11 protein-coding genes are annotated in these 14,022 nt (G+C 60.3%); 3 read left to right on the top strand and 8 right to left on the bottom strand.

Annotated elements, in window-relative coordinates; genetic code table 11:
- Positions 1-58 precede the first annotated feature (58 nt).
- Positions 59-472 carry an alternative ribosome rescue aminoacyl-tRNA hydrolase ArfB gene (gene arfB / locus AC3ZU9_RS25110; protein WP_034109044.1) on the top strand — a complete coding sequence of 138 codons (414 nt, stop codon included), beginning with the start codon at positions 59-61 and terminating at the stop codon, positions 470-472.
- On the opposite strand, the gene AC3ZU9_RS25105 is transcribed toward arfB, so the two are convergent.
- From AC3ZU9_RS25105 to AC3ZU9_RS25095, 3 genes are all read right to left on the bottom strand, one after another.
- A complete protein-coding gene (locus AC3ZU9_RS25105; protein ID WP_015885570.1) occupies positions 469-1,665 on the bottom strand; it encodes an MFS transporter in 1,197 nt (398 codons plus the stop codon). The two genes, arfB and AC3ZU9_RS25105, sit on opposite strands and share 4 nt — an antisense overlap.
- A gap of 104 nt (positions 1,666-1,769) precedes the next feature.
- Positions 1,770-1,952, bottom strand: a complete 183-nt coding sequence (locus AC3ZU9_RS25100) for a hypothetical protein (RefSeq protein ID WP_015885569.1) — start codon at positions 1,950-1,952, stop codon at positions 1,770-1,772.
- A 366-nt stretch (positions 1,953-2,318) separates the two neighbouring features.
- Positions 2,319-2,630: an Mpo1-like protein gene (locus tag AC3ZU9_RS25095; RefSeq protein ID WP_015885568.1), complete on the bottom strand. Its 312-nt coding sequence runs from the start codon at positions 2,628-2,630 to the stop codon at positions 2,319-2,321.
- A 160-nt stretch (positions 2,631-2,790) separates the two neighbouring features.
- Between AC3ZU9_RS25095 and AC3ZU9_RS25090 the strand changes: the two genes are divergently transcribed.
- Positions 2,791-3,849, top strand: a complete 1,059-nt coding sequence (locus tag AC3ZU9_RS25090) for an AraC family transcriptional regulator (protein WP_015885567.1) — start codon at positions 2,791-2,793, stop codon at positions 3,847-3,849.
- On the opposite strand, the gene AC3ZU9_RS25085 is transcribed toward AC3ZU9_RS25090, so the two are convergent.
- Positions 3,806-5,260 carry a TrkH family potassium uptake protein gene (locus AC3ZU9_RS25085; protein ID WP_015885566.1) on the bottom strand — a complete coding sequence of 485 codons (1,455 nt, stop codon included), beginning with the start codon at positions 5,258-5,260 and terminating at the stop codon, positions 3,806-3,808. The two genes, AC3ZU9_RS25090 and AC3ZU9_RS25085, sit on opposite strands and share 44 nt — an antisense overlap.
- Positions 5,261-5,414: 154 nt before the next feature.
- Here AC3ZU9_RS25085 and AC3ZU9_RS25080 point away from each other — a divergent pair, with 154 nt between their 5' ends.
- A complete protein-coding gene (locus AC3ZU9_RS25080; protein ID WP_490091490.1) occupies positions 5,415-9,665 on the top strand; it encodes a dermonecrotic toxin domain-containing protein in 4,251 nt (1,416 codons plus the stop codon).
- A 62-nt stretch (positions 9,666-9,727) separates the two neighbouring features.
- Here AC3ZU9_RS25080 and AC3ZU9_RS25075 read toward each other — a convergent pair whose 3' ends face one another.
- The 4 genes from AC3ZU9_RS25075 to AC3ZU9_RS25060 form a co-directional block, all read right to left on the bottom strand.
- The gene (locus AC3ZU9_RS25075) at positions 9,728-11,071 is read right to left on the bottom strand and encodes an imelysin family protein (protein WP_015885564.1); all 1,344 of its coding nucleotides are present in this window, start codon (positions 11,069-11,071) and stop codon (positions 9,728-9,730) included.
- Positions 11,072-11,255: 184 nt separating this feature from the next.
- Positions 11,256-13,307, bottom strand: a complete 2,052-nt coding sequence (locus AC3ZU9_RS25070) for a putative bifunctional diguanylate cyclase/phosphodiesterase (protein ID WP_046035489.1) — start codon at positions 13,305-13,307, stop codon at positions 11,256-11,258.
- Between the two features lie 207 nt (positions 13,308-13,514).
- On the bottom strand, positions 13,515-13,703 hold the full coding sequence (locus AC3ZU9_RS25065) for a hypothetical protein (RefSeq protein WP_046035488.1): 189 nt from the start codon (positions 13,701-13,703) through the stop codon (positions 13,515-13,517).
- A 152-nt stretch (positions 13,704-13,855) separates the two neighbouring features.
- Positions 13,856-14,022, bottom strand: a 167-nt coding sequence (locus AC3ZU9_RS25060; protein WP_490091498.1) for a superoxide dismutase, incomplete at its 5' end; no start/stop codon positions are given.

Genomic DNA, 14,022 nt, shown 5'->3' with positions numbered 1-14,022 from the left:
GTGTAGCATCGTGACTCGTTCGCGTATGCTGGCGAACCTGAACCGCGGACCTGTCTCAATGCTGGTGATTTCCAATAACGTGCATTTGCCCGACGCCGAGATCGAGCTGACCGCCATTCGCGCCCAGGGTGCCGGTGGGCAGAACGTCAACAAGGTGTCGAGTGCGGTGCACTTGCGGTTTGATATTCCGGCGTCGTCGCTGCCGGACTTCTACAAGGAGCGGCTGTTGGCGTTGCGCGACAGCCGTATCACCAGCGAAGGCGTGCTGGTGCTCAAGGCCCAGCAATACCGGACCCAGGAGCAGAACCGCGCGGATGCGCTGGAGCGTTTGGTGGAGCTGATCCTCAGCGCCACCAAGGTGGAGAAGAAGCGCCGCCCGACCAAGCCGACCCTGGGCTCGAAAAAGCGACGGCTCGAATCCAAGACCAAGCGCGGCAGCATCAAGGCCGGGCGCGGCAAGGTCGACTTCTAGTCGCCGCGCGCTTCGCGGGCCTTGGGTGCCTGGCGATACAGGTACACGCTCAGCAGTAAACCACCGAGGGCGGCGAGGGCGGCGAACAGGAAGATCGACGCGAAGCCGAAGCCTGCCGCCACGGCCCCGGCGAGTGGCCCGGTGATGCCCAACGACAGGTCGATAAACAGTGAATAAGCCCCCACTGCCGAGCCACGACTGGACGCCGGCACCAGGTTGACGGCTTCCACGCCCAAGGCCGGAAACACCAGGGAAAAGCCGAAACCGCTCAATGCCGCACCGGCCAGGGCCAGATGGGCGTCCGGCGCGAGCCACAGCAACAGCAGGCCGAGAACCTCCACCGACAGGCAGGCAATCGCTACGCGAAACCCGCCGATCCGGTTGATCAAATTGCCGAACAGCAGCCGCGCACCGATAAAACTGGCGCCGAACAGGCTCAGGGCCCACACCGCGTTATCCCAATGCTGGGTGGTGTAATACAGGGTGATGAACGTGGCGATGGTGCCAAAGCCAATAGAGCCCAACGCCAGTGCGCAGCCGTGGGGCAATACTCGACCCAGCACATTCATGAACGGCAGGCGCACGCCGGCAACGAGGGGGGCGGCGACTTTGTTCCAGGCCAGCAACAGGCCGACGATTGCCAGCAGGATGATGCTGACGCCCATGCTCCACAGCCCGAAATGTCTCACCAGCACTACGCCCAGCGGTGCACCGACGGCCAGGGCTCCATAGCTGGCGATGCCGTTCCAGGAGATGACCTTGGCGGTATTCGCCGCACCGACGCGGCCGATGCCCCAGCCGATGGCGCCCGAGCCCACCAGGCTTTCAGCACTGCCCAGTACCAGGCGGCCGATCAGCAGGCTGCCCAAGCTCAACGCCGGCAGGCTTGAGAACCACGCCGCGAGCAGCATGAACACACCGCTCAGGCCGCAGCCCGCCAGGCCAATCAGTACCGCGCGCTTGCTGCCCAGCGTGTCGATGATTTTGCCCGCATAGGGGCGGCTCAGCAGGGTGGCCAGGTATTGCACGCTGATCACCAGGCCAGCAATGACTGCGCCGTAGCCCAGCTCACTGTGCACATAACCTGGCAACACGGCCAGGGGAATGCCGATATTCAGATAGCCGATGAAGGTAAACAACACGATGGAAACAACTTGCAGCGTGACCGCCAGGGGGCGCTGTGTATCGGGCATGGGAGAGGTCCACTGTCGCAGCAGGTAAAGATAGGCTGCTAATGATACCGGTGGTTTGCCCCGTGCAGGGCGGTAAACCGCAAAAATCTCAGATCAAAAAGACCTCAGGCTTGTGCAGGGGCCAGCAATTGGGTGGTGACCAGGGCGGCCAGGGCGTTTTCCTGGGTGCCGAAGCGCTTGAGCAGCACGGCCTGTTTGTCTGCGCTGAGGCGGTTCCAGATCTCGACCATCTGCAGGGCAGCATCGAGTACGGCGGTGTCCGGGGTATTGGGGAGGTTGTCGATCATGATGGGTATCTCGATTTATTCAGGCAGTGTGGAAAGCGCTCAAAGGTGCGCTTTCCACACGGTCTGGTACGGCGTCAGTCCTGGCTTTCGCGCTCGACTGGTTTTGCTTCTTTGGCCTCAGGCTGTTTGTCGCTGGCCTGCTGCGGGGTTGGCTGCTCTGTAGGGTGCAGGCTTGGGAAGGGGAGATTAGGTATCTCGTGCATCGTCGTCGCTCCTCGCAAAGTCTGTTTTTTCAATCGCAGGTGATTCCGCGCTCTCAAAAAGCCTTGGCAGGATACAGCACTGTAAATGACAAATAGACTTTTATATCGCCGGATTTACGTAAGCTCATCGTTCAAGCGCAAGTGACATGGGGTCACACCCGCTTTAAAACGGCACCTTGCCGAGAATCATGTCGCGGTACATCACAAAGTCCCCCAGCAGGCTGTAGAACGGGTGCTGAAAGGTCGCGGGGCGGTTCTTTTCGAAGAAGAAGTGGCCGATCCAGGCAAAGCTGTAGCCGGCAATCGGCAAGGCAATCAGCAAGCCCAAAGAACCTCTGCCAATGGCATACGCCAGGATACCGATCACCAGCGTCGTGCCAATAAAATGCAGGCGCCGGCAGGTGCTGTTGGCGTGCTCGCTCAGGTAATAGGGGTAGAACTCGGCGAAGCTATTGAAACGTTTAACATTTTCCACGGCGACCGGCCCTTTGATTATTGTTCCGCCGAACAGATGTTCGGCGGGGAGCTTATTTGAGTCTAGAGTGATCAGTAGTAACAGCCAGTGACAATAGATGCCACTTTAGTATCCTTGGCTTCCTGGCTGCTGTTTGAGCCTGCTTTATTAAGAAGACGCCATGAGCGAACGAACAACTTCTGCAAGCTGGGCGATGGGGATAGTCAAGGCATTGGAAATGGACGGCCTGGATTGCCGTGCCTTGTTCAAGCAACTCGGCTTGGACTACGCCGCCCTTGACGATCCCGATGCGCGGTTCCCGCAAGACTCCATGACGCGTCTGTGGCAACGGGCGGTGGAGCTTTCGGGTAACCCGGCGATTGGCCTGAACATGGGCAAGGTCGTGCGCCCGGCGTCGTTTCATGTGGCCGGCTACGCACTGATGTCCAGCAACACGCTGGCGGAAGGCTTTATGCGCCTGGTGCGCTACCAGCGGATCATCGCCGAAAGTGCCGACCTGAGTTTCCGACTGATCCCCGAAGGTTATGCGCTGATTCTGACGGTGCACGGTGATCACTTGCCCCCCACCCGGCAAAGCGCCGAAGCCTCACTGGCCAGTGCCTTGGCACTGTGTGGCTGGCTGACCGGCCGTACCCTGCAACCACGCAAGGTGGTGTTGCAAGGCGATCAACCGGCGGACCTCACCCCCTATAAACAAGCGTTCCATGCCCCCCTGGAATTCAACGCGCCCTATGACGCGCTGATTTTCGAACGGGCGGATATGGACGCGCCACTGCCCACGGCCAATGAGGCCATGGCGCTGCTGCACGATCGATTTGCCGGTGAATACCTGGCGCGCTTCTCGGAAAGCCGCGTGACCCACAAGGCGCGCCAAGTGTTGTGCCGCTTGTTGCCCCAGGGCGAGCCTAAGCGAGAGGTGGTCGCCCAGACGTTGCACCTGTCCCAGCGCACCTTGCAGCGGCGTTTGCAGGAAGAGGGCACCAGTTTCCAGACGTTGCTCGACGACACCCGTCGCGAGCTGGCCGAGCAGTACCTGGCGCAGCCGAGCATGACTCTGCTGGAAATTGCCTACCTGTTAGGCTTCGCTGATCCGAGCAACTTTTTCCGCGCGTTTCGTCGTTGGTTCGATGCCACGCCCGGCGAATACCGGGCGCGGTTGCTGGAAGCGTCGACCGTCAGTGACGCCAAAACGCCGGAATGCACAGAACAAAGACTGTAATGATCTCCAGCCGGCCCAGCAGCATGCCGAGCGACAGGATCCATTTGGCCGCATCCGGCAGGCTGGCGAAGTTGCCCGCCGGGCCGATGGTTTCGCCCAGGCCCGGGCCCACGCCGGACACTGTACTCGCGGCGCCGGTCAAGGCGGTCATCCAGTCCAGGCCCAGCAGCGACAGGGCCAGGGCAATGGCGCAGATGGTGATGGCGAAGAAAAACGAAAAGGTCAGGATCGAACGCACGATCTCTTCGTCGAGACGGTGGCCGTTGTACTTCTGCTTGATCACCGCGCGCGGGTGAATCAGCTGGTTCAAGTTGGCCTTGAGCAGGATATACGCGACCTGGAAACGGAAGATCTTGATCCCGCCCGCCGTAGAGCCCGAGCAACCCCCGATGAACCCCAGGTAAAAAAACAGCATCAGTGAGAAGTTGCCCCACAGGCTGTAGTCCCCCAGCGCAAAACCCGTGGTGGTCACCACCGACGTGACATTCAGTGCCACGTGACGCAGGGCCTCCAGCCAGTGCAGGTTGGTGGTCCACCAATACCAGGTGCCAAGCACCAGCCAGGTCACCAGCAACAAACCGAGCAAGCCCTGTACTTGCTGATCCTTGATCAGTGCCTTGCGATTGCCACGCAAGGTCGCCACGTACAGGGTGAACGGCAAGCTGCCGAGGATCATCACCACCACCGCCACCCAGTGCACGGCGGGTTGTTTCCAGTGCGCCAGGGATTCATCGGAGGTGGAGAACCCGCCGGTGGAAATCGCCGACATCGCATGGTTGATCGCATCGAACAGGCCCATCCCGGCCCACCAGAACGCCAGGCTGCCGAGGATGGTGATGCCCACGTAGGCCGCCACGATCAGGCGCGCCACCATGTGCGAGCGGGGCATGACTTTTTCCGAGCGGTCCGAGGATTCGGTCTGGAACAGGCGCATGCCACCAATGCGCAGCAGCGGCAGGATCGCCACCGCCATGCCGATAAAACCGATGCCGCCCAGCCAGTGCAGCAGCGAGCGCCACATCAGGATGCCCGGCGACATGGTGTCCAGCCCGCTCAACACGGTGGAGCCGGTGGCGGTGATGCCGGACATGCTTTCAAAAAACGAGTCGGTGTAGCTGATGTGTTGGGTCAGCAGAAACGGCAGCGCGGCAAAGATGCACACCACCACCCAGCTGGTAACGGTCAGCAGGTACATGTCTCGCGGGCGCAGGTGCACATGTTCCGGGCGACCGGGAATCACCAGGGCCAGGCCGGCAATGAAGGTGATCATGCTGGCCCACAGGAACGAGGGCAGGTCACTGGTGCGTTCGAAGATCACCAGGGTTGCCATGGGCACGACCATGGCGATCGCGAGGGTGATCAGGAAGATGCCGATGATGAAACCGATGATGCGTAGGGTCGGCAACGCCATGAAGTTCGCTCGAGGTAGGGCAGAGGCGCCATTCTACCTGGGGTGTGGGGCAAGTAAACCGGAGCGGACATTGGCTTGGCGAGTAGCTATGTAATGCCCCCGTCCCGGCCTGCAGCGGCACGATGGCGTACCTCCTATTTTCGAGATAGACGCCATGCCGCATGACCGGTTATCACCGACGCCGCTGATCAGTCGCCTGACGCTGCGCGACACCCCCTTACAGGCCAGCCTGCGCCAGAAGCTGGTTGCACTGAATATCGAACTGTTCGAGTTGCTCCAGCGGCAACCGACGTTTCACGCCCTGGTGCAGCAGGCCTTTGATCACGCATTCCCTGACCGCAAACCGCTGCTGGATATAGACCAAGGGGTTATCCAGTACGATGAGCAAGAGACACGGGCCATCGGCACCCCCCTCCCTGAAAACAGCGAACCGGTGCCCGAGGAAGCCCTGGTGCCGAGGTTGAACCTCATGGAAGCGGTGGTGCAGCGCATGGTTGCCAACCAGGCTTCGGGCTACGCCAGCCGGCCTGTCAGTTTCCATGCGCGCTTGACCGCTGAAGGGGAGTGGGAGCCTGTTACCGGGCTCACACCGAGCGCTTTCGATCGTTTCCTTGACCAATTTGCCGATGGTTTTTCAGGGCGTTATCAGCAATCCCAGCAAGCCTTCCTGGCCTTGGCGCATGGGCCGACTGAGGCGCACACCATCAAGCAGCAGTTGATTAAAACGCGAACCGAGCAATTGAGCACCGAGCTCGCCCTGCTCAGCGCCGAAAACCTGTTCAGTGCGACGGCGCAGGCGCTGTTCGCCAAAGTGCTGAAATACCCGGACGCCCTGGCGCGTCAGGCGTTGGGCAGCTATCGACCGTGTGTCTATGGGATCGCTTTGAAGGCTGGGGATACCGACGATATCCCGCTGCATGGGGCCTTTATCTTGACCGCCCGGGACCCGCAAGATACCCACGTGGGTTGGCAAAGCGATGTTCAGGTGCCTCAGGTTCGACCCATTGAGCCGGCGGCGAACGTCGGCACGGTGGTGGTGTTCATGCCCGGCGCAGGCCTTGAAGAGTTTGCCTCGTTGAGTGACCTTGACCGCGAGCTGCATCGGCGGCTGAGCCATGGCGTTGCGTTCCCCCGCATCCTGGCGATGGTGGCGCAAGACCAGCAATCGCTGGCGCTGGCGCGGTGCCGGGAAGGTCATGAACGGGGCCAGTTCAAGTACCTTGAACGACTGGACTCCCCGTTCGATTACGCTATCGAATCCCAATGCCTGCACCTTCAACAGAACGTTGCCGCGACCCTTGCGCGCTATCAAACCTTGGGTTTGCAGGCGGACAGCACGTATTTGTCGCAGAGTTTGGACGAGGTAATGGACCTGACGCGGGCATTCGATGGCGCGGGTGCACTCTTCGCCAGCCTGGAAAAACGCGGGCAGGCGCAGATCAAGGCCTTTCTCAGTGCCGCCAGTCAAAGCGACAAAGACGCGTGGAGCGCCGCGAGTGCGCAATATTACGAACAGTTGGCAAACCTGCTGGCCGCGGACGGCTTGCCTTCCTGGGCGCAATTCAGCGACAAGAGCAAACTGCTGGCTTACGCCAATCAGCAACTGCGCCAGGTGCTGGTGGCCGAATACGGGCTGGATATCAACCCAGATCATATTCTCGTGCACACCCAGGAAGCTTATGTCCCTCCCAGCGTGATAGTCCCAGGCGCGCCCGGCCACTCCATCAGAGAGCCCGGCACGCCGTTGTATAAAAGCCGCAGCCGATCACTGACCCAACTGGCCCTGGAAAACGTCGGTGGCCTGGATCTCAATTTCATCAATTTCTCGCGTTTGACCGAAAAAACCGAAGACCTCGACAAGCCCGACGAAGCGCTGCGACCGGAGGACTTCAAGACAGCTAAGGTTTATGAAGGGCTGACCGTGGAACAGGTCAGGGATCTGGTGCGCGGTGTGAATGTGGGCGGGACCTATGGGGCGCTGTTGCGTGAGCGGCTGATTACGTCCCCGCAAGCGTTGGCGCAGAAAAAAACCTATGTCCAAGTACTGGCGCATCAACTGCGGCTGGATGCCATTGAGGCCAGGATTGCCGGCGATTTCTTGCCGGATCGACTGGAACGTGGCTTCAACTGGGTGCGCGTCGTGCTTGATGAGCCGATTGATAGCGACCAGCGCGAGCGCGTAGAAGGTCATCGCATACTGGTGGAGTACTTGAAGCTGCGCGGCCAGCGGGTGCGCGGGGTATTGATGCTGCGCACCGCCAGCGCCGGCGGCGGCTCGGTAGTGGTCTATACCCCGCAGGCACCGACTGGGCGGGTGTTTCATGAGTACCCGGATGAAACCCTGATAAGGGATTTCGTCCACAGCAGCTCCTGGCGCGAATACCTGGTGAGCCGTGTTGAGCGCGCGTTCCAGCCGCAAGTGCGCGCCGTGTTGAGGGGGCGAGGTGACACCTCGATGGTTCATTTCGGCAGAATCGACAATAACTTCATGGAGGACGCCTATGAGGTTGACGCCAACTTCGTGATCAACGATGCCCAGGCCTTATCCACGAGCACTCATCAAACCAATGTGGAAACCGCACTGACGGTTGCCACCACGGCGTTCGATATTGCCTCCATGGTGTTGCCCATCAAGATCATGCTGCCTATTGGCTTGGCCAGGAGTCTGTTTTCGGTGTTCAACGGAGTCGAGTCGGCGAACCTGGGAGACCGTACGGCGGCAGCGAACCACTTTGTGCGGGCGTTTGGAGAGCTGGTGGGGGCGCTGGTGGATGGGGCCATCGGCAGCCGGTCGGCCGGCGTCAATCGCAGCAAGACGATTGGGCAATTGAACCCGCACATGGCGCTGGCGAAAAAGCCGGACGGCGTACTGCCTCTGAAGGGGTGGGAGGGCAAGGGGGTTTACTTCACGACCTCCAAAGACGGCTCGAGGGTGTATTTCATCAACCAGCATCAGCACTGGTACTCGATCCTTGATGACGGCGCAGAGCAGGCCTGGCGGATCAGGGATGTACGCAAACCGCTGCAATACTATTACGACCCCATTCGACTGGATGCCAGTGGGACATGGCACATCGGTTCGCACCCAGGCAGAGGCTTGAAGGGCGGTCAGCCGCCGCACCGGGCGCTCATGGAGGTTTATCCGTTCTTCGACGAGGCGCAGGCTTGGCGGGTGCTTGACTCGTTCAACTTTCCGCGGGGACAGGAAATCGCATTTGGGTTGGACCTGGTTTATCACTTGAGAAGCGGAGTCGCCCTCGACCCCTTCCATCCGTACCTCACGATCACGCCAGAACGGTTGGCGTCGCGCTTGCGTGGCGGGGACAGCCCTGGACGGATGCCTCAAGCGCTTACGGTCAACGCTGACCGTACCCCCTTACCTCGACCGTCTCCCGGCAGGCTCCCCCATGAACGGTTTGTCGAGTGGGGGCAGACCATCGACGCTGCCGAACTGAACGTGTTGAACGCCGAGAGGGACATAGTCCGCAGAATACCGGGCAATGCGAGCCACGCGACGGGTGACTACATCAGGATCGATGAACGCTGTTACCCGATCCTGCCTGTCGGGGGCGATGTGCAACGTAGCGTCGCCTATATGCGTAATCCCAATCTGGTACTTGATAGCTTTGACCAGTTTGAGCACATGTTGAGAACCGACCTGTTCAACCAACCCAGGCTCACCCGGTTTTATAGAGGGATTAATCGGTGGATCAACCAGATTGAATTGCCGTTTCGGCGCACGATATCGGCCTATGTAGCCGGCGCATTTCCCATGCTGCATGAAACCAGTCAGCTACAAGTCGCCAGGGCACTGTTCAGGCGGGCTAACCCGTCAGGGTTGACGGCCTGGGGCTATCGCGTCTTGCAGGTCACTCTGAATGACTGGATCCAGTCGCCATCGTCGTCCATGGCAAAGTTTGGCGACCCGTTGTTGCTGCTCCCTATCACCGGCAGAACCGGGCGTGGTTGGCACCTGGGGGAATCGTCGGGGTTCTTCGGCCATCTGCGGTTTCGTACCGATCCTGTGGCGCTGCTGTTACACAACACGTTGACGTCGGGCACCGAGGGCACATTGCGGGCGCTGATGATTGAGGTGTTGACGCGCAGTCGTTATCAGATACTCGACGGTTACAACGTCGTTGGCGAGTTACTGTTTACGCGACCGGGGCGTGACACGGTGTATTGGATGTCGTTGCGCCGAGTGCAGGGTAACTGGGTCGACGAAGGTGTCAATGTGCAACCCAGGGTACACGCTATGCGCTCTGAAACACGCAATCTCGTGGCCCGAGCGCAGGTGAACAACAGTTTTGTGACTTTGGTCGGAGGGGTTCGGTCGTCTGTTGACGGCGGCGAGGTCAGTCTCTTCATCTTCCGCGCTCGAGCCCTTCGGGGTCTCAGTGCATAAAAAAATGCCCCGAGGTGTACCTCGGGGCATTTTTACCGACGTTGAGCGTGAACCTGTGTGGATCAGAACTCGTGATCAGCGTTGTCCGGGTTCAAGTCGCTGATGCCCAGTTTACCCGCGGCCGCTTCGATCGAGCCGGTCTGCTTGACCAGCGCAGCGATCGCATCACGCACGATCTGGTTGCCCGCGTCGTTACCGGCAGCGATCAGTTGGTCGTAGTGCTCGCCCTTGTTGGCGTGATCAACCATGACCTGGATCTTCGCTTCGGTCGCTGCCAGGTCTGCTTTCAGCGCGGTATCGGCAGCCGGGTCGGCCTTGGCCACCAGGGACGACAGGCTGGCGCCGGTCAGCTTGGTACCGTCGACGCGGGTGTACTCGCCCAGGTAGACGTTACGGATGCCCTTGGCGTCGTAGAAGTGCGAGTTGTGGGTGTTGTCGCTGAAGCAGTCCTGTTCGTCTTCCGGCGAGTTGGCTTCCAGGGAAACCTTCATGCGCTCACCGGCCAGCTCGCCCAGGGACAGGCTGCCCATGCCGAACAGCATTTTGCGCAGGCCGTCGGTGGCAGGTTCTGCCTCCAGAGTGGCGCGGTAGTTATCTTCGACGTTAGGTTTCCAGTTGCCGACCATTTCTTCGAGGTCGCTGACCAGCAGTTGGGTGACCGCGCGCAGGTAGGTGCGGCGACGCTCGTTGTGGCCGCCCGTGGCGCCGTCGCCGGTCAGGTAGTCCGACGCAGGACGGTTGCCCGCGCCTGGGCCGGTGCCGTTCAGGTCCTGGCCCCACAGCAGGAATTCGATGGCGTGGTAGCCGGTGGCGACGTTGGCTTCGGAACCGCCCAACTCATTTAGGCTGGCAAGTTTCTCCGGGGTGATGTCCTTCACGTCGACCTTGTCTTCGCCGACCTGGATCTCGGTATTGGCGATGATGTTGGCAGTCGCGCCTGGGTTACCCAGGGCATGTTCGTAGGACTTGTCGACGTAGTCGATCAGGCCTTCGTCCAGCGGCCATGCGTTCACCTGGCCTTCCCAGTCGTCGATGATGGTGTTGCCGAAGCGGAACACTTCGCTCTGCAGGTACGGCACGCGGGCGGCGATCCAGGCAGTGCGTGCGGCTTTCAGGGTTTCGTCGTTCGGCTTGGCGAGGAAGGCGTCGATTGCGGTTTGCAGGGTTTTCGCGGTGGACTCGGCATCGCTGTAGACCGCGAACACCATGTCAGCGTAATGCGCGACCACAGCCTTGGCGGCCGCTTCGTCGACCTGGCCGGCAGGCGTGGCAGCCGCTGGAGCGGTAGTGCTGGCGGCCGGGGTCGGCGCCTGGTTTGCTGCGGGCTTGTCTTTACCTTCGCCGCAACCGGCGAGAGAAATGGCAATGGCCAGCAGACTGGCGGTGGCCAGGGGCATACGAATCATGGCGAACATCCTGCTTCGGTTGTTGAGGGGGCGCGCGGGGGAGCGCAAAAACTGCGACATAATGCGAAAGATTTGCATTTTGTGTAAAGGGTTATACGCGGGAAATATTCAGTATCGTGTTTAGGGCAAGTCCCCATGCTCTCCAGTCAAGCGAGAAGACTGACCCTGTGGCGGCGTTGCCACGTCAGAGAATCGCTGCGTTATTGCGTTCAGACTGCTTCAGAAAAGCCGCCAACTCCCGGGCCTGCAAGGGTTTGCTGTAGTGGTAGCCCTGACCTTCATGGCAACCCTCGGAGATGATGTAGGCCTCCTGCTCAGCGGTTTCCACGCCTTCGGCGATGACCTGCATGCCCAGGCTTTTGCCCAGTTGGATAATCGCGCGCACGATGGTGGCATCGTCATCATCGTCCAACAGGTCTTGGACGAAGCTCTTGTCGATCTTGATTTTGTCCAGCGGCAGGCTTTTCAGGTAACTGAGGGATGAATAGCCGGTGCCGAAGTCATCAATCGCGATCAACGCGCCCGAGCGGCGAAGGCTCAGCAGGTGCTGGGCAGCGGTGCTGATGTCTTCCATCAGGCCGGTTTCAGTGACTTCCAGTTCCAGGCTGCGCGGCGGCAGGCGGTAGATCTGCATGAGGTTGTTGACCACCCGCGGTAGCTCGGTGTGGTGCAACTGCACGGTGGACAGGTTGACGGCCATGCGCAGGTCGGTGAAGCCCAGGTCGTGCCATTCGCGCAATTGCCGGCAGGCCTGGTCCAGCACCCATTCGCCAATGGGAATAATGGTGCCGTTTTGTTCCGCGAGCGGGATGAACAAGTCCGGTGGTACCAGACCGTGCTCCGGGTGCTGCCAGCGCAGCAGTGCTTCTACGCCGACCACCCGATTGTCGCGGTAGCTGATCTGCGGCTGGTATACCAAATGGAACTGGTTGCGGCCCAGTGCCTCCCGCAGGTCTTTTTCCAGTTCGCGGCGCCGACGCATTTCGCTGTCGACGCTGGCGATATAGAACTGATAGCGGTTGCGCGAACGGGTCTTGGCCAGGGTCATGGTCTGTTCGGCTTTTTGCAGGAGCTTTTCGGTGCTGTCGCCGTCTTCCGGAAACAAGGTGATGCCGATGGTGGCGCGCAGGCGGATGCCCTCGTGGTCGAGGGCGAACTCCGCCTCCAGGTCGTCGAGGATGCTCTGTGCCAACTCGGCGGCCTCGTAAGGCTGGTCGATATCGGCCTGTACCAGGGCGAACTGGTCGCCACCCAGCCGGGCAAGGGCGCCGAGGCGGCCGCTGTGGGCGCGCAGACGGTCGGCCAGGGCCAGCAGCAGTTTGTCACCGGCCTGGTAGGTAAACTGTTCGTTGACGCTTTTGAAATCATCCAGCCCCACGCACAGCACCGCCACGCGCCGTTGCCGGCGTCCGGCGTCGGTGAGGATCTTGTCCAGTTGCTCCTGCAGTTTCTGGCGGTTCGGCAGGCCAGTCAGGAAATCATACTGAGCCATGCGCAGCAGGCTGCTTTCGGCTTCATGGCGCAAGTGGGTATTACGTTCGATGGATTCGAGCAACTGGTTGGCGGTATTGATCCACAGCCCCAACTCGTTGCGCTCGTGCCCCTTGAGCTGTGGGATCTTGTGTTCGCTGGGGCGGTCCGGGTTGATCGAGGTCAGGTGCTCGATAATCCGCGACAACGGCTTGGTCAGCAGCCAGTGATAGACCAGGTACAGCACCAGGCCCAGGGCCAGGGCGCGCAGCACGCCGGAAATAAAGATGATCACCGAGTTGACAATAAAACCCTGGCCATAAGTGGCGGTGTCGAGCGTGATACTCAGGTCACCGTAATACTCACTGTAAGGGCCTTTGCCCACCAGAGGCGTGGTAAAGGTGCGTTCCCGGCCAAGAATCAGGTCGGTCAACCAGCGGCTGGGGGATTGCTGCAACGCACGGCTTTTCTCAGCCAGCATGGTTTCATTGGGATGGCCGATGGACGCGATACGCACGGCATCATCCTGGAACAGACCCTCAATGACTTGCATGCCCATCTCGCGGTCCAGGCTGTAGACGGCCTGGGTCGAAGGGTCGCGAAACATGTCGAGGATGCGCTGGGCATCGCTGGCCACGGCCTGGCGCGTCTTGTAAGCATCGAAAACGATCTGCGCCACGCTCAGCGCAACGCCTACGATCAATGCCGACAGCAGCACAACCCGTAGCAACTTCACCGACAAGCTGTTCTTGAGTTCCAGCTTCAAAGGGGCATTCCTTGTCTCATGCGGGTGGCCTTCAATATGCCATGAGTATTGGCAATCCCGTGAGGCCAGTCAAAGGAACATTAGGGCTGGAGACGTCTTGGCGGTGGGGAGGGAGAAAAAACCAGAAAAAACGGCGGATTTGCTCCGCCGCCTGGGGGGCTCGGCGTACGAGTGGTCAGGCAAATGCCTTTGCTACCGTGGCCGCTGTTATTGATAGGCTGAAATCTCGATCTTTGGCGGCGCCGGCGGCATCATGTCCTCGCCTGGTTTGCCCGGAGGGCTGGCAGCAGCGCCATCACCGCCACCGCCACCCGCCCCGCCGGCGAGGCCTTTCATAAGTCCGGTGATGAGTTGCATCGCCATCTGTCCGCCTGCTTTTCCGATTTCTTCCATCATTGATTCTCCAGAAGCGTGTGGGAGGGTTATTCCTCTCACTGGATGGGTGGCAGTTTCCCTTCCGCGGGTTCCACGATTCTGGGCAGGTCGACGTTGTGGAACAGCCACAAAAAAGCCCGGCAATGCCGGGCTCTTTCTACTGCAAGCGTTGCTTAGGCAGTGAAGGTCTTGCCTTCGAACTGCTCAGCCACGAACTTCCAGTTGACCAGGTTCCAGAACGCTTCCACATACTTTGGACGCACGTTGCGGTAGTCGATGTAGTAAGCGTGTTCCCACACGTCGCAAGTCAGCAGCGGGGTGTCGCCGCTGGTCAGCGGGT

Source organism: Pseudomonas sp. A39, assembly GCF_058145955.1.
This window is presented reverse-complemented; position numbering and strand designations above follow the sequence as displayed.